Origin of the sequence: Streptomyces sp. NPDC021020 (assembly GCF_044333285.1) — a bacterium.
Lineage (GTDB): Bacteria > Actinomycetota > Actinomycetes > Streptomycetales > Streptomycetaceae > Actinacidiphila.
This window is the reverse complement of record NZ_JBIRQQ010000012.1, coordinates 219,636-237,034: the sequence shown is the minus strand read 5'-3', so window position 1 is coordinate 237,034 and position 17,399 is coordinate 219,636. Positions and strand designations below refer to the sequence as shown.

Sequence of the window (17,399 nt, the reverse complement as noted above, 5' to 3'; positions counted from 1 at the left end):
CCACAGGATCAAGGAACTTGGGGTAACGCGGTGCGGCCCGCGGGACGGCGGCGCAGCGCGGCGCGGGAGCGGCCCCGTATCGTCTGGCGAAGGGCGCCACGCGCAGGGCATCACTTCCGAGGACGGTGCACAGATGAACGGCAGGCCGCTGCTGAACCGCAGGCTGGAGGGCCTCGGGACGACGATCTTCGCCGAGATGTCGGCACTGGCGGTGGAGACCGGCGCGATCAACCTCGGACAGGGTTTCCCCGACACGGACGGCCCGGAGTCGGTACGCGAGGCCGCGGTACGGGCGCTGCGCGACGGCCGCGGCAACCAGTACCCGCCCGGCGCGGGCGTGCCCGAGCTGCGCGCCGCCATCGCCGAGCACCAACGCCGCTTCTACGGACTGGAGTTCGACCCCGACACCGAGGTCCTGGTCACCGCGGGCGCGACCGAGGCCATCGCGGCGGCGATGCTCGCGCTGCTCGAACCGGGCGACGAGGTCATCGCGTTCGAGCCCTTCTACGACTCCTACGCGGCGAGCATCGCAATGGCCGGCGGCGTCCGCGTCCCGCTGACTCTGCGCGCCCCCGACTTCCGCCCCGACCTGGACGCGCTGCGTGCGGCCGTGACCCCGCGCACCCGCCTGCTGCTCCTCAACTCCCCCCACAACCCCACCGGCATGGTCCTCACCCGCGACGAGTTGACAGCCATCGCCCAACTCGCCGTCGAACGCGACCTGCTGGTGGTCACCGACGAGGTCTACGAGCACCTGGTCTTCGACGGGGAGCACACCCCGCTGATCTCGCTGCCCGGCATGCGCGACCGGACGGTCTCCATCTCCTCGGCGGGCAAGACCTTCTCGTTCACGGGCTGGAAGGTCGGCTGGGTGACGGGCTCCCCCGAGCTGGTCGCGGCCGTCCGCACCACGAAGCAGTTCCTCACCTACGTCGCCTCGGGCCCCTTCCAGTACGCGATCGCGGAGGCTCTGGCGCTGCCCGACCCGTACTACGCAGCCTTCCGCGACGACCTCCGGACCAAACGCGACCTCCTCGACGCCGGCCTGCGCGACGCGGGCTTCCAGGTCTACGAACCCCAGGGCACGTACTTCATCACCACCGACATCACCCCCTTCGGCGAAACCGACGCCCTCACCTTCTGCCGCACCCTCCCCACCCGCGCCGGCGTCGTCGCCGTCCCCAACTCCGTCTTCTACGACCACCCCACGGCGGGCCGCACCCAGGTCCGCTTCGCCTTCTGCAAACAGCACGCCGTCCTCACCGAGGCCGCGTCGAGGCTCCGCAAGGCCTTCGGCGGCTGAGCGCGCTGCGCGCGCTTGCCCTCCAGCCACGTGGCTCGGACACCAACGGTCAGCGCACGAAGAGGGCTTCTTCCTGCGGAGGGATCGGGGGTTCGAGGACGTCGCGGAGGCGGGTGACGTCCTGGCGCCACTTCCGCCCGTCCGGAACGTCGTCCCACAATTCGGCGATTTCGGATGACTCGGCGACCACCCGGTCCAGGGCTTCGACCGCGAGCGTCCGGAGGTCTGCGGGGAGAACGGGCAGGGGTTCCGACGGGCCGTAGTTCGCATGCGCGGGCGCACCGTCGGGGAGCTGCGCGACGACCAGGGCCACGGCGGCGACGGCTCGCTCGGCGTCAGGGGTCTCCAGAAACTCCTTGGCAGCGACGGCGCGTTCCAAGACGCTGCGGATCATGGGCTCGCGCTCTTCCACCGCGGCCTCGTCCAGGTCGCCGGCGAAGTCGGCCGCCGTGTCGTTGTCGAAGGGGCCGATGTCCCAGGTGCCCACGTGATCTCCTCGGATGACGAACCGCGGCTGGGACGAACCGCTCTTCACGCGCACCTGACGGCGGCCACAGCGGGCACCGCGGTCCCGGTCGGGCACCAGGGCGTGTCCCCACCGGGAGGGCCCGGCCCCGCGCGCGGCTGGGTGCGGGCGGGGCCGGGGCGGGCAAGAGGCCGACGGGGTCGGTCAGTCGGTGCCGAACTCCATCGCCGCGCGGTCGAGCAGCGCGTCGTCGGGCTCGGGCTCGCCGCGGGAGGCGATGACCTCGGCGCCGCCCTCGGGGAGTTCCGGCATGGTCTCGATCAGGCCGGGTGCGGGCTCCTGCACCGGGCCGATGGCGAGGCTGCCGGAGCCGACGAGGCCGAGCTGGGCGTACTGCTCCAGCTTGGCGCGGGAGTCGGCGATGTCCAGGTTGCGCATGGTGAGCTGGCCGATCCGGTCCACCGGGCCGAACGCGGAGTCCACGGTGCGCTCCATGGACAGCTTGTCCGGGTGGTAGCTGAAGGCCGGGCCGGTCGTGTCGAGGACGGAGTAGTCCTCGCCGCGCCGCAGCCGCAGGGTCACCTCGCCGGTGACGGCGGCGCCGACCCAGCGCTGCAGGGACTCGCGGATCATCAGCGCCTGCGGGTCCAGCCAGCGGCCCTCGTACATCAGCCGGCCGAGGCGGCGTCCCTCGGTGTGGTACTGCGCGAGGGTGTCCTCGTTGTGGATCGCGTTGACGAGGCGCTCGTACGCCGTGTGCAGCAGCGCCATGCCCGGGGCCTCGTAGATGCCGCGGCTCTTGGCCTCGATGATCCGGTTCTCGATCTGGTCGGACATGCCCAGGCCGTGCCGCCCGCCGATCGCGTTGACCTCGGACACCAGGTCGACGGGGGTCGCGAAGTCCTTGCCGTTGACGCTGACCGGGCGGCCCTGGTCGAAGCCGATCGTCACGTCCTCGGTGGCGATCTCGACCGACGGGTCCCAGAAGCGCACGCCCATGATCGGGTCGACGGTCTCGACGCCGGTGTTCAGGTGCTCCAGGGTCTTCGCCTCGTGCGTGGCGCCCCAGATGTTGGCGTCGGTGGAATACGCCTTCTCCGTGCTGTCGCGGTAGGGCAGCTCGTGGGCGAGCAGCCACTCCGACATCTCCTTGCGGCCGCCCAGCTCGGTCACGAAGTCCGCGTCCAGCCAGGGCTTGTAGATCCGCAGGTGCGGGTTGGCGAGCAGGCCGTAGCGGTAGAACCGCTCGATGTCGTTGCCCTTGAAGGTCGAGCCGTCGCCCCAGATCTGGACGTCGTCCTCCAGCATCGCCCGCACCAGCATGGTGCCGGTGACGGCGCGGCCGAGCGGCGTGGTGTTGAAGTACGCCCGCCCGCCGGAGCGGATGTGGAAGGCCCCGCAGGTGAGCGCGGCCAGGCCCTCCTCGACCAGCGCCGCACGGCAGTCGACCAGCCGCGCGACCTCGGCGCCGTAGGCCTTGGCACGCCCGGGCACCGACGCGATGTCGGGCTCGTCGTACTGGCCTATGTCGGCGGTGTAGGTGCAGGGGACAGCGCCCTTGTCGCGCATCCACGCGACCGCGACCGAGGTGTCGAGGCCACCGGAGAAGGCGATGCCGACGCGCTCGCCGACAGGAAGGGAGGTGAGGACCTTGGACATGGAAATATTATGCACACCAACGCATGCTCATGCAAAGCCCCTTTCCGGAGCACCCGGCCGCCGCCCTGTCACCCCCGCTCCGGCAGGATGCCCGCGGCGCGGGCCGCGGTGAGCCAGTCGGGGAATTCGCCGAGCAGGCTGTCGTACAGCTCCGCGTCGGAGAGCGCCTTCGGGGTGGCGCCCGCGGCGAAGAAACCGGCGTTGTCGACGAGCCGGCGGCCCGGCACCGGCAGGTCGTCGAGCTTGCGGAGGAAGCGGAATTCGTCGGCGCCGAAGCCCACGAACTGCCAGAAGATCGGTAGCCGCGCGGACACGCACAGCACGTGCTCGGCCGCGGCCTTCGAGGTCGGCGAGCCGTCGGTCTGGAAGACGACGAAGGCGGGGTCGGTCGCACCGCAGGCCTGGTAGTGGTCGATCACGGCCTGCATGGCCAGGTGGTAGTTGGTGCGCCCCATGTGGCCCATGGATGCGTGCAGCGGGCCGATGCGGTCCCGGTAGTCGTCCAGGCCCATCTCGGCGGTGCCGTCGACCTCGGTGGAGAAGAAGACGACCGGCACCACCCCGTCGTCGTCGAGGTTGGCGGCGAGCGCGAGGGTCTGCTCGGCCAGGTGCTGCACGGAGCCGTCCCGGTAGTAGGGCCGCATGCTGCCGGAGCGGTCGAGGACGAGGTAGACGGCCGCCCGCTCGCCGGCGACCGCGTGCTTCTCCAGCGAGACGGTCGCGGTCTTGAAGAGGCTGACCAGCCCGGGGGCGCTGGCGGCGACCTTCTCCAGGCTGACGGCGGGACCGGTACCGCTCCGTTCCGCGCGGGGCGGCTTGCGGTAGTCGATCCGGGGCGCCTTGCGGTAATCGATGGCCATGGGCCGGGATTCTCCTCCTGCCCGGCGCCGGGGCGCACGCGGTCGCGCCCGCACCGACCGATGACTTCCCGGCGCCGCGGCGGTCTGCACTCGTAGGCACGACCTCACGACCCACGACCTCACGACCCACGACCTACAGGAGGCGATCATGTTCGAGTCGACGAAGGCGTTCAGCGGTTTCTCGGTCGACGACATCGAGGCCGCGGCGGCGTTCTACGGCGACACGCTGGGGCTGAAGGTGTCGCGGCAGAACGGGCTGCTGACACTGCACCTCGCGGGCGACCGGGACGTCCTGGTCTACCCGAAGCCGGACCACCGGCCCGCGACGTTCACCGTCCTCAACTTCCCCGTCCCCGACATCGAGGCGGCGGTCGACGAGCTGGGGCGGCGCGGGGTGCGCTTCGCGCGCTACGAGCAGCTGCCGGCGGACGAGCGGGGGATCTTCCGCGGCGGCGGCCCGCTCATCGCCTGGTTCACCGACCCCGCGGGCAACGTGCTCTCCGTGCTGGAGGAGTCCGCCTGAGCCGCGGTGCGACCGCGGAGCCACCGCGGGAGCGCGGAGAAGCCCGGCCGCACGGGGGGCCGGGCTTCTCCGTCGGTACGCGGCGGGAGGCCGTGGTCGGGCCTCCGCGCGGGGTCAGTCCTCCGCGGAGTCCTCGCCGCCTTCGCCGCCCTCGGCGGCCTCGTCGGTGTCCTTCGCCAGGCCCAGCGTGTCCACGACCCACTTGTCGAACTCGATCGACGCGCGCACCCAGCTCACCGTGCTGGACACGAAGTGCTCCAGACCGACGCCCAGCCCGATCATCAGCTGGGCCTCGCCGACGAGGCGGACGCCGCCGTCGTCGTTGGTGTGGGTGTAGACCTTCGGCCACAGCGTGCGGCGGTTCCAGTCGTCGATGACCTCGTGCAGCTGCGCCTTGTCGTCGACCTCGAACGGACGGTCGTAGAAGGTCCGGACGGCGAAGACCGCCTGCTCGTCCTCGCCGCGGAACATGAAGTACGTGCGGAAGTCCTCCCAGGGCGCGACGAGGTCACCCTCCTCGTCGACCAGGTGCTTCAGCTCCATCTGGTCGAGCAGCTGCTTGACCAGGTCCTGGTCGGGGATGACCACACCGCTGTTGCCAGCGGACGAGGGGTCCGGCTGTCCCCCGAAATTAGGAATCGAGGACGGGTCGATGCTCACCGTGAAGTCCCTTCGTGACGTCTGACTGCCATCCTCCCTCATCCGCACCCCCAGGGGGAAACCCCGGGGCGCGCGGGCCCGGCGCTGGTCACCGGGCGGCAGCGGCCGTCACTTGCTGAGGTCGGGCCCCGCCGGACCGGTGGCCGCGCCGACGATCAGCCCGCCCGCGGCACGGTCGACCCGTACGGTCTGCCCGTCCCGGATCTCCCCGGCGAGCAGCTCGCGGGCCAGCGGGTCGCCGATCGCGGTCTGCACCAGGCGGCGCAGCGGCCGGGCGCCGTACGCCGGGTCGTTGCCCTCCTCGGCCAGCCAGTCCAGCGCCGCGTCGGTGACCTCCAGGCCGAGCCTGCGGTCCTTCAGCCGGGCGGCGAGCCGGTCGGTCTGGAGCCGGGCGATCCTGCGCAGCTCCTCCTTGCCGAGCGCGGAGAAGACCACGGTGTCGTCGAGCCGGTTGAGGAATTCCGGCTTGAAGGACGCCCGCACCGTGCTCAGCACGTTCTCCCGCTTCTGGTCCTCGGTGAGCGCCGGGTCCACCAGGTACTGGCTGCCGAGGTTGGAGGTCAGGATGAGGATCACGTTCCGGAAGTCGACCGTACGGCCCTGGCCGTCGGTGAGCCGCCCGTCGTCGAGCACCTGGAGCAGGACGTCGAAGACCTCCGGGTGCGCCTTCTCGACCTCGTCGAGCAGCACCACGCTGTACGGGCGGCGGCGCACCGCCTCGGTGAGCTGGCCGCCCTCCTCGTAGCCCACGTATCCGGGCGGGGCGCCGACCAGCCGCGCGACCGAGTGCTTCTCGCCGTACTCGCTCATGTCGATGCGGACCATGGCCCGCTCGTCGTCGAAGAGGAAGTCGGCGAGCGCCTTGGCCAGCTCGGTCTTGCCGACGCCGGTCGGGCCGAGGAAGAGGAAGGAGCCGGTCGGGCGGTCGGGGTCGGCGATGCCGGAGCGGGAGCGGCGTACCGCGTCGGACACCGCGCGCACCGCCTCGGCCTGGCCGATGAGCCGGCGGCCCAGCTCGTCCTCCATCCGCAGCAGCTTCTGCGTCTCGCCCTCCAGCAGCCGACCCGCCGGGATGCCGGTCCAGGCGGCGATCACGTCGGCGATGTCGTCCGGGCCGACCTCCTCCTTGACCATCGTCTCCTGCGCGGCGGCCTCCTGCTCCTCCCGTGTCGCCGCCTCCAGCTCGGCCTCCAGCCTGGGCTTCTCGGCGTAGAGCAGCTTGGAGGCGGTCTCGAAGTCGCCGTCGCGCTGGGCGCGGTCGATACGGGTGTCGATGTCGTCGAGGCGCTCCTTGAGCTCGCCGACCCGGTTGAGGCCCTGCTTCTCCTTCTCCCAGCGGGCGGTCAGCCCGCGCAGCTCCTCCTCCCGGTCGGCGAGGTCCTTGCGCAGCTTGTCCAGCCGCTGGACGGACGCCGGGTCGGTCTCGCTGCGCAGCGCCATCTCCTCCATGCGCAGCCGGTCGACGGAGCGCTGCAGCTCGTCGATCTCGACGGGCGAGGAGTCGATCTCCATCCGCAGCCGGGACGCGGACTCGTCGACCAGGTCGATGGCCTTGTCGGGCAGGAAGCGCGAGGTGATGTAGCGGTCGGACAGGGTGGCCGCGGCGACCAGCGCGGAGTCGGCGATCTGGACCTTGTGGTGCGCCTCGTAGCGGCCCTTGAGGCCGCGCAGGATCGCGACCGTGTCCTCCACGGTCGGCTCGGCGACCAGCACCTGCTGGAAGCGGCGCTCCAGCGCCGGGTCCTTCTCGATCCGCTCGCGGTATTCGTCCAGCGTCGTCGCGCCGACCATGCGCAGTTCGCCGCGCGCCAGCATCGGCTTGAGCATGTTGCCCGCGTCCATCGCCGAGTCGCCGCCGGCGCCCGTGCCGACGACCGTGTGCAGCTCGTCGATGAAGGTGACGATCCGCCCGTCGCTGTCCTTGATCTCGGCGAGCACGGCCTTCAGCCGCTCCTCGAACTCCCCGCGGTACTTCGCGCCCGCGACCATCGCGCCGAGGTCGAGCGAGACCAGCCGCTTGTTGCGCAGCGACTCGGGCACGTCGCCCTTGACGATGCGCTGCGCCAGGCCCTCGACGACGGCGGTCTTGCCGACGCCGGGCTCGCCGATCAGCACCGGGTTGTTCTTCGTGCGCCGGGAGAGCACCTGCACGACCCGGCGGATCTCCTGGTCGCGGCCGATCACCGGATCCAGCCGGCCCTCGCGGGCGGCCGCGGTGAAGTCGGTGCCGTACTTCTCCAGCGCCTTGTACGTGCCTTCGGGATCCTGGCTGGTCACGCGCTGCCCCCCACGGGCGGTCTCGAAGGCGGCCAGCAGCTGCTTGCCGCCGGCCCCCTGGCGGGTGAGCAGCTCGCCGGCCGCGCCGCCCTTGACGGCGATGCCGATGAGCAGGTGCTCGGTCGAAAGGTACGCGTCCCCGAGCTCCTTGGCCCGCTCCGCCGCGTCCGCGACGACGGCGAGCAGCTCGCGGTTGGCCTGCGGCGGGGCCACGGTCGACCCCTGCACCTTCGGCAGCCGCTCGACCAGCTGCTCCGCCTCCGCGCGCAGCCCCGCCGGATCGGCCCCGACGGCGGCGAGCAGGTCCAGCACGTTCTCGTTGTCCGCGCCGCTCAGCAGCGCGAGCAGCAGGTGGGCGGGCGTGAGGTCCGGGTTGCCCTCGGAGACGGCCCGGGTGTCGGCGGCGTTGAGCGCTTCCCGGCTCTTGTTCGTCAGCTCGGCGTCCACGGAGCGGATCCTCCTCGGGGTATTGGTTTCATTCTGGCCCGCCCCCGCGGTGAGGGCGCGGCGGCGCCGTGGGGTGGGCGTTTTCAGGGGCGCGTGGGGGTACCTCCCGGGCGGAGCCTGGGGGAGAACTGCGCGCTCAGCCACGACGGTGGCGCGGGTTGTCACCGGCCCGAGGGGGCAGTTGCTGTCGTTTCCGGACCACCGGCCGGTGGTGGGTTGCTCGCGCAGTTCTCCCCCAGGCTCCGCCCGGGAGGCACCCCCACGCGCCCCTGAAAAGCACCGCCCTCCGCAGAGGGCAGCCCGCAGCCCGCGCCCGGCGGGCGGGGAAAGGGGGGCGAGCCCCTCCGTCAAACGGCGCCGTCAGGCGCCTACGCGCCGTCGCGCTTGGGGCGCCAGACGACCAGCGCGCTGGTGTGCTGGACGTCCTGGTAGGGGACGAGATCGCGGCGGTAGGACGCGTGGACCGCGGCCTCGCGCTGCTGGATGAGGGCCGCCGCGCCCTCCACCGTCGCGGTCAGCTCGGCGACGCGCGCCTGGAGGGCGGCGACCTGGTTCTCCAGCTCGATGATGCGCTTGATGCCGGCCAGGTTGATGCCGTCGTCCTGGGAGAGCCGCTGCACCTCGCGCAGCTGGTCGATGTCCCGTGCGGAGTAGCGGCGGCCCCGCCCGGCCGTGCGGTCGGGCGAGACCAGGCCGAGGCGGTCGTACTGCCGCAGGGTCTGCGGATGCAGCCCGGACAGCTCGGCCGCCACGGAGATGACGTAGACCGGGGTCTCCTCGGTGAGCTGGTACGGGTTGCGCCCGCGCGGGGCACCGCCCGTACCCCGCGGGACGCGGGGGCCGCCGCTGCCGCGCGGGCCCGGCGCCGTACCGTCCGTCCGGCCGTCGATGCTCATCCGTTCACGCTCCCTTTGCCGCCTTGAACAGCTCGGCCCGCGGGTCGAAGTCCGCGGTCGCCTCCCGGTAGGCCTCCAGCGCGTCGAGCGCCTTGCCCTCGCTCTTGTCCGGCACCGCCACCTCGACGGTGACGAGCAGGTCGCCGCGCGTGCCGTCCTTGCGGACGGCGCCCTTGCCGCGGGCGCGCAGGGTGCGGCCGTTGGGGGTGCCCGGCGGGAGCTTGAGGGTGACCGGCGGGCCGCCGAGCGTGGGCACCTTGACCTCGCCGCCGAGGGCCGCCTCCGTGAAGCTGACCGGTACGGTCACCGTCAGGTTGGCGTCCTTGCGGCCGAAGACCGGGTGCTGCCCGACGTGCACGACCACGTAGAGGTCGCCCGCCGGGCCGCCGCGCTCGCCGGGGGCGCCCTTGCCGCGCAGCCGGATCCGCTGCCCGTCGGTGACGCCCGCCGGGATGCGGACCTGCATGGTGCGCGAGCTCTTGGCGCGCCCGCTGCCGTGGCAGACCTCGCAGGGATTCTCCGCGATCAGGCCGCGGCCCTTGCAGTCCACGCAGGGGTCGGTGAGCGAGAAGCCGCCCCCGCCGCCGCGCGAGACCTGGCCCGTACCGACGCAGGTCGGGCACACCCGGGGCGTGCCGTTCTTGTCGCCGGTGCCGGAGCAGGCCTTGCAGGGGGCCTGCGAGGACATCCGCAGCGGGACGGTGGCCCCGTCGACGGCCTCGGTGAAGCTCAGCGTGACCTCGGACTCGACGTCCTGGCCGCGCCGCGGCTGCACCCGTGTGCCGCCGCCGCGGTTGAAGAGCCCGCCGAAGACGTCCCCGAGCCCGCCGCCGAAGCCGCCGCCCTGGCCCCCGCCGGGGGCCTGGCCGCCGGCGCCGCCGCCGAAGAGGTCGCCCAGGTCGAAGTTGAAGCCGCCGGTGCCGCCCGCGCCCGGGCCCGGGCGGAAGCCGCCGTTCCCGAACAGCGCGCGGCCCTCGTCGTACTCCTTGCGCCGCTTGGCGTCCGAGAGGACGTCGTTGGCCTCGGAGATCTCCTTGAAGCGCTCCTCGGCCTTCGTGTCGCCCTTGTTGGCGTCCGGGTGGAACTCGCGGGCGAGCTTCCGGTACGCCTTCTTGATCTCGGCATCCGTGGCGTCCTTGGGGACGCCGAGGACCTTGTACAGGTCCTTTTCCAGCAGGTCCCTACTGATGCTCATCCCCGGCGTCCCTCCTTCCGGCCGTGAAGGCTCTCTTTACACCGTCAGCCCTGCTCCGGGCCACCGTTCTCCTCGCCGTCCGCCGTGTCCGCCGCCGCGTCCCGGTCGTCCGCCGTCTCGTCGGCGGCCTTTCCGGAGCCCGGCTGCGGTTCGGCGACCGCGACCCGGGCGGGCCGCAGATTGCGCTCACCGAGGCGGTACCCGGGCTGGAGGATCTGCACGCATGTCGTCTGCGTGACATCCGGCGAATAGCTGTGCATCAGGGCCTCGTGCACCAGCGGGTCGAAGGCTTCACCCTCCTTGCCGAACTGCTGCAGCCCCAGCTTCGCCGCGACCGTCTCCAGCGACTCCGCCACCGACTTGAAGCCGCCGACCAGCTCGCCGTGCTCGCGCGCCCGGCCGATGTCGTCGAGCACCGGGAGCAGCTCGGTGAGCAGGTTGGCCACCGCGATCTCCTTGACGGCGACCCGGTCGCGCTCCACCCTGCGGCGGTAGTTCTGGTATTCGGCCTGCAGGCGCTGGAGGTCCGCGGTGCGCTCGCCGAGCGCGGTGCGTACCTGGTCCAGCTGCGCCCGCAGCGCGGTCAGCTCCTGCGCGTCCCCGCCGCCGGCCCCCGGGGCCGCCTCGTCGGCGGTCCCGGAGTCCTTGCCGGCCGCCGAGCCCTTGGCGGGCTTGGCGTCACCGGCCTCGGAAGGGACGTCGGGCTCCTGCTCGAAGCCCTTCGGCTCCTCCGTCACGCGGCACCGTCCCTCTTGTCGTCGTCGACGATCTCGGCGTCCACGACGTCGTCGTCCGCGGCGCCGGCCTGCTCGCCCGCGGGCGAGCCGGCACTCGCGTGGGCGGAGCCTTCACCGGGGGCGTTGGCGTACAGCGCCTGGCCCAGCTTCTGGCTGACGGCGGCGACCTTCTCGGTGGCCTCGCGGATCGACGCGGTGTTGTCGGCGTCGGTCGACTCGTTCTTCAGCTTCTCCTTGAGGTCCGCGATGGCGGCCTCGACCTCGGACTTCACGTCCTCGGGGAGCTTGTCCTTGTTGTCCGCGATGAACTTCTCGGTCTGGTAGGCCAGCTGCTCGCCCTGGTTGCGGGTCTCGGCGGCCTCGCGGCGGCGGTGGTCCTCCTCCGCGTACTGCTCGGCCTCGGACCGCATGCGGTCGACCTCGTCCTTCGGCAGCGAGGAGCCGCCGGTGACGGTCATCCGCTGCTCCTTGCCCGTGCCCAGGTCCTTCGCGCCGACGTGCATGATCCCGTTGGCGTCGATGTCGAAGGTGACCTCGATCTGGGGCATGCCGCGCGGGGCCGGCGGCAGACCGGTCAGCTCGAACATCCCGAGCTTCTTGTTGTACGCGGCGATCTCGCGCTCGCCCTGGTAGACCTGGATCTGCACGGACGGCTGGTTGTCCTCGGCCGTCGTGAAGATCTCCGAGCGCTTGGTCGGGATCGTGGTGTTGCGCTCGATGAGCTTGGTCATGATGCCGCCCTTGGTCTCGATACCGAGGGACAGCGGGGTGACGTCGAGCAGCAGGACGTCCTTGACCTCGCCCTTGAGCACACCGGCCTGGAGGGACGCGCCGATGGCGACGACCTCGTCCGGGTTGACGCCCTTGTTGGCCTCCTTGCCGCCGGTCAGCTCGCGCACCAGCTCGGCGACGGCGGGCATACGGGTGGAGCCGCCGACGAGGACGACGTGGTCGATCTCGGACAGCTGGATGCCGGCGTCCTTGATCACGTTGTGGAAGGGCGTCTTGCAGCGCTCCAGCAGATCGCTGGTCAGCTGCTGGAACTGCGCCCGGGTGAGCTTCTCGTCCAGGTGCAGCGGGCCCTCGGCGGACGCCGTGATGTAGGGCAGGTTGATGGACGTCTCGGTCGAGCTGGACAGCTCGATCTTCGCCTTCTCCGCGGCCTCGCGCAGGCGCTGGAGGGCCATCTTGTCCTTGCCCAGGTCCACGCCGTGGCCGGACTGGAATTGCTTGACCAGGTAGTCGACGACGCGCTGGTCCCAGTCGTCACCACCGAGGTGGTTGTCGCCGTTGGTGGCCTTGACCTCCACGACGCCGTCGCCGATCTCCAGCAGCGAGACGTCGAAGGTGCCGCCGCCGAGGTCGAAGACCAGGATCGTCTGGTCGTCCTTGTCCAGGCCGTACGCGAGCGCGGCCGCGGTCGGCTCGTTGACGATCCGCAGCACGTTCAGGCCCGCGATCTCGCCGGCCTCCTTGGTGGCCTGCCGCTCGGAGTCGTTGAAGTACGCCGGCACGGTGATGACCGCGTCGGTGACCTTCTCGCCGAGGTAGGACTCCGCGTCCCGCTTGAGCTTCTGCAGGATGAAGGCGCTCATCTGCTGCGGGTTGAAGTCCTTGCCGTCCAGGTTGATCTTCCAGTCGGTGCCCATGTGGCGCTTGACCGACCGGACGGTCCTGTCGACGTTGGTGACCGCCTGGCGCTTGGCCACCTCACCGACCAGCACCTCGCCGTTCTTGGCGAAGGCGACGACGGACGGCGTGGTCCTGGCACCCTCTGCGTTGGTGATGACGGTGGGCTCGCCGCCTTCGAGAACGCTGACGACGGAGTTTGTCGTGCCCAGGTCGATGCCGACCGCACGTGCCATGGTGGATTCCTCCTGCTGACTACTTGAGTGGAACTGACTCAAGAGTGCACGAGCGCCGCGATCGTGTCAACAGACGTGAGTCGTGGCGACTCAACTTTGCGGCGCGCGCCCCGCGCAGCCGGGCGCTCCGGACGGGCCCCCCTGCGCCCGTGCGACGCGCGACACAGATCACCAGTGGTGCGGCTTTATGGGCCCCCCGATCCCGGGTACCCTCAGCCAGGACCGCAGTAAGTTACCGCTTAGTAGAATTTCGTACCGTGCGCAGGCCCGAGGAGCCCTCATGCAACTCGCCGCGATCATCGTGTCGCTGGTCCTCACCGCGGTCGGCGTCGCGCTCTTCAGCCTCGCCGTCGCGCAGATCTACCGGTTCGTCCGGCTGGGCAAGCCCGTACCGGCCGGCAGCCGCACGAACGACCCCGCGGCCCGTACGACGACGATGCTGCGGGAGTTCGTCGGCCACACCCGGATGAACAAGTGGGGCGTCGTCGGCGTCGCCCACTGGTTCGTCGCGGTCGGCTTCCTGACCCTGGGCCTGACGATCGTCAACGCCTACGGCCAGCTCTTCAAGGCCGACTGGATGCTGCCGGTGATCGGCGACTGGCTGCCGTACGAGCTGTACACCGAGTTCATCGCCCTGTTCACCACGCTCGGCATCATCACCCTCATCGCCATCCGACTGCTGAGCCTGCCCTCCCGGGCGGGCCGCAAATCCCGCTTCGCCGGATCCACGGCCTGGCAGGCGTACTTCGTCGAGTACGTCATCCTCGTCATCGGCCTGGCGATCCTCACGCTGCGCGGCCTGGAGGGCGCGCTGCACGGCGTGGACGGCTACGAGGCCGGGTACTTCGCGTCGTACCCCCTCGTCGCGGGCTTCCGGGGCCTGGGCACGGACACGCTGCAGAACCTCGTGTACGCCGTGGCCATGGTCAAGCTCGCCGTCACCATGACGTGGGCGATCGTGGTCGGCCTCAACACCGACATGTCGGTGGCCTGGCACCGCTTCCTGGCCTTCTTCAACATCTGGTTCAAGCGCAACGCGCGCGGCGAGGTCTCACTGGGCGCGCTCCAGCCCATGACCAGCGAGGGCAAGCCGATCGACTTCGAGGACCCGGGCGAGGACGACGTCTTCGGCGTCTCCAAGGTCGAGGAATTCTCCTGGAAGGGCATCCTCGACTTCTCCACCTGCACCGAGTGCGGCCGCTGCCAGTCGCAGTGCCCGGCCTGGAACACCGGCAAGCCGCTGTCGCCCAAGCTGCTGATCATGTCGCTGCGCGACCACGCCAACGCCAAGGCCCCCTACCTGCTGGCCGGCGGCGGCAAGAACGCGGAGGGCGAGGAGCGCGCCACACCCGAGCAGCTGGCCGGCGTCCCCGCCGCCGCGCTCGCCGAGGCCGAGCGGCCGCTCATCGGCACCGCCGAGGAGAACGGCGTCATCGACCCCGACGTGCTGTGGTCCTGCACCACGTGCGGCGCGTGCGTCGAGCAGTGCCCGGTCGACATCGAGCACATCGACCACATCATCGACATGCGCCGCTACCAGGTGATGATCGAGTCGTCCTTCCCGTCCGAGGCGGGCACGATGCTCAAGAACCTGGAGAAGAAGGGCAACCCCTGGGGCCTGCCGAAGAAGCAGCGCCTCGCGTGGGTCAAGGAGGTCGACTTCCCCGTGCCGGTCGTGGGCGAGGACGTCGAGGACCTGACGTCCGTCGACTACCTGTACTGGGTCGGCTGCGCGGGCTCCCTGGAGGACCGCGCCAAGAAGACCACCAAGGCCTTCGCCGAGCTGCTGCACATGGCGGGCGTCAACTTCGCGATCATGGGCGGCGAGGAGAACTGCACCGGCGACTCCCCGCGCCGCCTCGGCAACGAGTTCCTCTTCCAGCAGCTCGGCGCCGAGAACGTCGCGATGCTCAACATGGCCTTCGGCGAGGAGCTGGACGACGACGGGAAGACCGTCGCCGCGAGCCGCAAGCCGCGCTCGTCGAAGAAGATCGTCGCGACCTGCCCGCACTGCTTCAACACCATCGCCAACGAATACCCGCAGCTCGGCGGCGAGTACGAGGTCATCCACCACACGCAGCTGCTCCAGACGCTGGTCGACGAGGGCCGGCTGGTCCCCGTCACCCCGGTCGAGGGCCTCATCACCTACCACGACCCCTGCTACCTGGGCCGGCACAACAAGGTCTACACGCCGCCGCGCGAGATCGTCGCGAAGGTCCCGGGCCTGCGCAGCGAGGAGATGCACCGCCACAAGGACCGCGGCTTCTGCTGCGGCGCGGGCGGCGCCCGGATGTGGATGGAGGAGCGGATCGGCAAGCGCATCAACAACGAGCGCGTCGACGAGGCGCTGTCCCTCGACCCGGACATCATCTCGACGGCCTGCCCGTTCTGCCTGGTGATGCTGACCGACTCCGTCAACGGCAAGAAGAACGACGGCCAGGCGAAGGAGTCCGTGCAGGTGGTGGACGTCGCGCAGCTGCTGCTCGACTCCGTCAGGACCGTACCGGCCGCCTCGGCGGCGGCCGCGGGAGCGGACTCCGCGGCGGGCTGAGCCGCCGCCCGGCGGGGCGTGTCACAGGTTGGCAGCAAAGGCCGGGCCCGGCTTCCCGCCGGGCCCGGCCTTTCGCGGCAGCGGGTACGTTCGAAACGTGGCTGGATACGAGAACCGCGACCGACGAGGGCAGGACCCGCACGCGGCGGGTTACCCGCCGCCTCCCCCCGGGCGCGCTGCGCAGGGCGGCTACGGGGCGCCGTACGGCGGGCCCCAGGGGCCGTACCCGGCGCCGGGCGAGCCGGAGTATTTCGAGCAGGCACCGGCGTACGACGACGCACCCGGCCATACGCGGGCCTTCACGATGGGCGAGCCGGCGCAGCTCGCGGAGCCGTACGGGGCGGGGTCCGGCTCCGGCGCCGATGGGTACGGGTCTCACCCGAACGGCGGCGGCTTCGCGGATGGCGGCTTCGCGAACGGCTACGGCGACGACAACGTGGCCACCTACCGCGCCGGCCAGAGCGCGGCCCCGCCCGTGGGCCCGCGCCTGCACTGGAAGCAGCTGCTCCGCGGCATCGTGCTGCGCCCCGGCCGGACGTTCTGGCAGATGCGCGACCACACGATGTGGGCCCCCGCCCTCACCGTGACCTTCTGCTACGGCCTGCTCGCCGTCTTCGGCTTCGACAGCGCCCGCCATGACGTACTGGGCGCGACGCTGTCCGCGAGCATCCCGCTGGTGCTGATGACGGCCGTGGCCGTCACCCTGTGCGGCCTGGTGCTCAGCGCGGTCACCACGACGACGGCCCGCCAGCTCGGCGGCGACGGCGCCTGGGCCCCGACGGTGGGCCTGGCCCTCCTCGTCACGTGCCTGACCGACGCCCCGCGCCTGTTCTTCGCCCTCTTCCTGGGCGGCGCCAACGGCTTCGTCCAGCTGCTGGGCTGGCTCACCTGGCTCGCGTGCGCGGCGCTCATGACGTCGATGGTCGCCAAATCCCACGACCTGCCGTGGCCGAAGGCGCTGGGCGCGTCGGCGATCCAGCTGATCGCGCTGCTGATGCTGTTCAAGCTCCCGCTGATCTAGCGGGTCACACCTGCGTGCGGTGGAAGTTCACGTACGAGCGCGAGGCGGTCGGCCCGCGCTGCCCCTGGTAGCGCGAGCCGTACTGCTGCGAGCCGTAGGGGAATTCGGCCGGGGAGGTCAACCGGAACAGACACAGCTGCCCGATCTTCATCCCCGGCCACAGCTTGATCGGCAGCGTCGCGACGTTCGACAGCTCCAGGGTCACGTGCCCGGAGAAGCCCGGGTCGATGAACCCGGCGGTGGAGTGCGTGAGCAGCCCCAGCCGCCCGAGGCTCGACTTCCCCTCCAGCCGCGAGGCGACATCGTCCGGCAGCGTGATGACCTCGTACGTCGAGGCCAGCACGAACTCCCCGGGATGCAGGATGAAGGCGTCGTCCCCCTCCGGCTCCACCAGCCGCGTCAGATCCGGCTGCTCGACAGCCGGATCGATGTGCGGATACCGGTGGTTCTCGAACACCCGGAAGAAACGGTCCAGCCGCACGTCGATACTCGACGGCTGCACCATCGACGGTTCGAACGGGTCGACGCGTACGCGCCCGTTGTCGATCTCTTTCCGGATGTCGCTGTCTGAGAGAAGCACAGACCGACCCTAACCCGTCCGCCTCACTTGTCCCCGCGCACACCCTCACCCACGGGCACCGCATGCCGCAGCCGCGCACACCGCGGACACCTCACCAACCGCCCCGGCCCCAACCGCTCAGCCCCCAACTGCTGCAACGGAAACGACCCGGTGGTGAACACATGCCCTTCCGCACAACGAACAGTGCGCTCCATGTAGCCCCTTCCCCAACTCTGCGTGGCAGACAAACCCACACATTAGGGGATCCCCCGCCCCCCACCCCAGAGCCACACCGCCCACCCCAACCTACCCCTCCCCCCACCTCCCCCCGCACCCCACCCCGATGCGGTAGAGTATCCGCGAAGCTTCCCTCCAAGGAC

Annotated in this window: 14 protein-coding genes; 4 read left to right on the top strand and 10 right to left on the bottom strand. The window is 71.0% G+C overall.

The features are described 5' to 3' along the window. The first annotated feature begins 133 nt into the window (after positions 1 to 133). On the top strand, positions 134 to 1,303 hold the full coding sequence (locus tag ACH4SL_RS31485) for a pyridoxal phosphate-dependent aminotransferase (RefSeq protein WP_398451886.1): 1,170 nt from the start codon (positions 134 to 136) through the stop codon (positions 1,301 to 1,303). 49 nt (positions 1,304 to 1,352) lie between these two features. Here the strand turns inward: ACH4SL_RS31485 and ACH4SL_RS31480 are convergent, their stop codons facing one another. From ACH4SL_RS31480 to ACH4SL_RS31470, 3 genes are all read right to left on the bottom strand, one after another. Then, positions 1,353 to 1,790: a DUF4259 domain-containing protein gene (locus ACH4SL_RS31480; RefSeq protein WP_398451884.1), complete on the bottom strand. Its 438-nt coding sequence runs from the start codon at positions 1,788 to 1,790 to the stop codon at positions 1,353 to 1,355. Between the two features lie 183 nt (positions 1,791 to 1,973). After that, the gene (gene argG / locus ACH4SL_RS31475) at positions 1,974 to 3,428 is read right to left on the bottom strand and encodes an argininosuccinate synthase (protein ID WP_398451881.1); all 1,455 of its coding nucleotides are present in this window, start codon (positions 3,426 to 3,428) and stop codon (positions 1,974 to 1,976) included. Positions 3,429 to 3,496: 68 nt separating this feature from the next. After that, positions 3,497 to 4,288 (bottom strand): vWA domain-containing protein, encoded by a 792-nt coding sequence (locus ACH4SL_RS31470; protein ID WP_398451878.1) that lies wholly within the window; start codon positions 4,286 to 4,288, stop codon positions 3,497 to 3,499. 148 nt (positions 4,289 to 4,436) lie between these two features. On the opposite strand from ACH4SL_RS31470, the gene ACH4SL_RS31465 reads away from it, so the two are divergent. Further along, a complete protein-coding gene (locus ACH4SL_RS31465) occupies positions 4,437 to 4,811 on the top strand; it encodes a VOC family protein (RefSeq protein ID WP_398451876.1) in 375 nt (124 codons plus the stop codon). 114 nt (positions 4,812 to 4,925) lie between these two features. Here the strand turns inward: ACH4SL_RS31465 and ACH4SL_RS31460 are convergent, their stop codons facing one another. The 6 genes from ACH4SL_RS31460 to dnaK form a co-directional block, all read right to left on the bottom strand. Then, positions 4,926 to 5,471, bottom strand: coding sequence for a YbjN domain-containing protein (locus ACH4SL_RS31460; protein WP_398451873.1), 546 nt, complete (start codon positions 5,469 to 5,471; stop codon positions 4,926 to 4,928). A gap of 108 nt (positions 5,472 to 5,579) precedes the next feature. Further along, the gene (clpB, locus tag ACH4SL_RS31455) at positions 5,580 to 8,195 is read right to left on the bottom strand and encodes an ATP-dependent chaperone ClpB (RefSeq protein WP_398451871.1); all 2,616 of its coding nucleotides are present in this window, start codon (positions 8,193 to 8,195) and stop codon (positions 5,580 to 5,582) included. A gap of 368 nt (positions 8,196 to 8,563) precedes the next feature. Beyond that, on the bottom strand, positions 8,564 to 9,091 hold the full coding sequence (locus ACH4SL_RS31450; protein ID WP_398451868.1) for a heat shock protein transcriptional repressor HspR: 528 nt from the start codon (positions 9,089 to 9,091) through the stop codon (positions 8,564 to 8,566). A gap of 4 nt (positions 9,092 to 9,095) precedes the next feature. Further along, a complete protein-coding gene (dnaJ, locus tag ACH4SL_RS31445; protein ID WP_398451865.1) occupies positions 9,096 to 10,286 on the bottom strand; it encodes a molecular chaperone DnaJ in 1,191 nt (396 codons plus the stop codon). 44 nt (positions 10,287 to 10,330) lie between these two features. After that, positions 10,331 to 11,023 (bottom strand): nucleotide exchange factor GrpE, encoded by a 693-nt coding sequence (gene grpE, locus ACH4SL_RS31440; RefSeq protein WP_398451863.1) that lies wholly within the window; start codon positions 11,021 to 11,023, stop codon positions 10,331 to 10,333. Continuing rightward, on the bottom strand, positions 11,020 to 12,888 hold the full coding sequence (gene dnaK, locus ACH4SL_RS31435) for a molecular chaperone DnaK (RefSeq protein ID WP_398451860.1): 1,869 nt from the start codon (positions 12,886 to 12,888) through the stop codon (positions 11,020 to 11,022). Before dnaK ends, grpE begins: the two co-directional genes overlap by 4 nt. A 280-nt stretch (positions 12,889 to 13,168) precedes the next feature. Here dnaK and ACH4SL_RS31430 point away from each other — a divergent pair, with 280 nt between their 5' ends. Together ACH4SL_RS31430 and ACH4SL_RS31425 are read left to right on the top strand one after the other, a co-directional pair. Continuing rightward, entirely contained in the window at positions 13,169 to 15,439 is a 2,271-nt protein-coding gene (locus ACH4SL_RS31430; protein ID WP_398451857.1) for a (Fe-S)-binding protein, read from the top strand. Positions 15,440 to 15,536: 97 nt separating this feature from the next. After that, positions 15,537 to 16,460: a Yip1 family protein gene (locus ACH4SL_RS31425; RefSeq protein WP_398451854.1), complete on the top strand. Its 924-nt coding sequence runs from the start codon at positions 15,537 to 15,539 to the stop codon at positions 16,458 to 16,460. A gap of 4 nt (positions 16,461 to 16,464) precedes the next feature. Here the strand turns inward: ACH4SL_RS31425 and dcd are convergent, their stop codons facing one another. Continuing rightward, entirely contained in the window at positions 16,465 to 17,040 is a 576-nt protein-coding gene (gene dcd, locus ACH4SL_RS31420) for a dCTP deaminase (protein WP_398451851.1), read from the bottom strand. Positions 17,041 to 17,399 lie beyond the last annotated feature (359 nt).

Excerpts from the sequence above, each read along its gene's own strand:
- argG (WP_398451881.1), bottom strand. The coding sequence starts at position 3,428 with ATGTCCAAGGTCCTCACCTCCCTTCCTGTCGGCGAGCGCGTCGGCATC.
- dnaK (WP_398451860.1), bottom strand. The coding sequence starts at position 12,888 with ATGGCACGTGCGGTCGGCATCGACCTGGGCACGACAAACTCCGTCGTC.
- ACH4SL_RS31470 (WP_398451878.1), bottom strand. The coding sequence starts at position 4,288 with ATGGCCATCGATTACCGCAAGGCGCCCCGGATCGACTACCGCAAGCCG.
- ACH4SL_RS31465 (WP_398451876.1), top strand. The coding sequence starts at position 4,437 with ATGTTCGAGTCGACGAAGGCGTTCAGCGGTTTCTCGGTCGACGACATC.
- ACH4SL_RS31450 (WP_398451868.1), bottom strand. The coding sequence starts at position 9,091 with ATGAGCATCGACGGCCGGACGGACGGTACGGCGCCGGGCCCGCGCGGC.
- ACH4SL_RS31485 (WP_398451886.1), top strand. The coding sequence starts at position 134 with ATGAACGGCAGGCCGCTGCTGAACCGCAGGCTGGAGGGCCTCGGGACG.
- dnaJ (WP_398451865.1), bottom strand. The coding sequence starts at position 10,286 with ATGAGCATCAGTAGGGACCTGCTGGAAAAGGACCTGTACAAGGTCCTC.
- ACH4SL_RS31430 (WP_398451857.1), top strand. The coding sequence starts at position 13,169 with ATGCAACTCGCCGCGATCATCGTGTCGCTGGTCCTCACCGCGGTCGGC.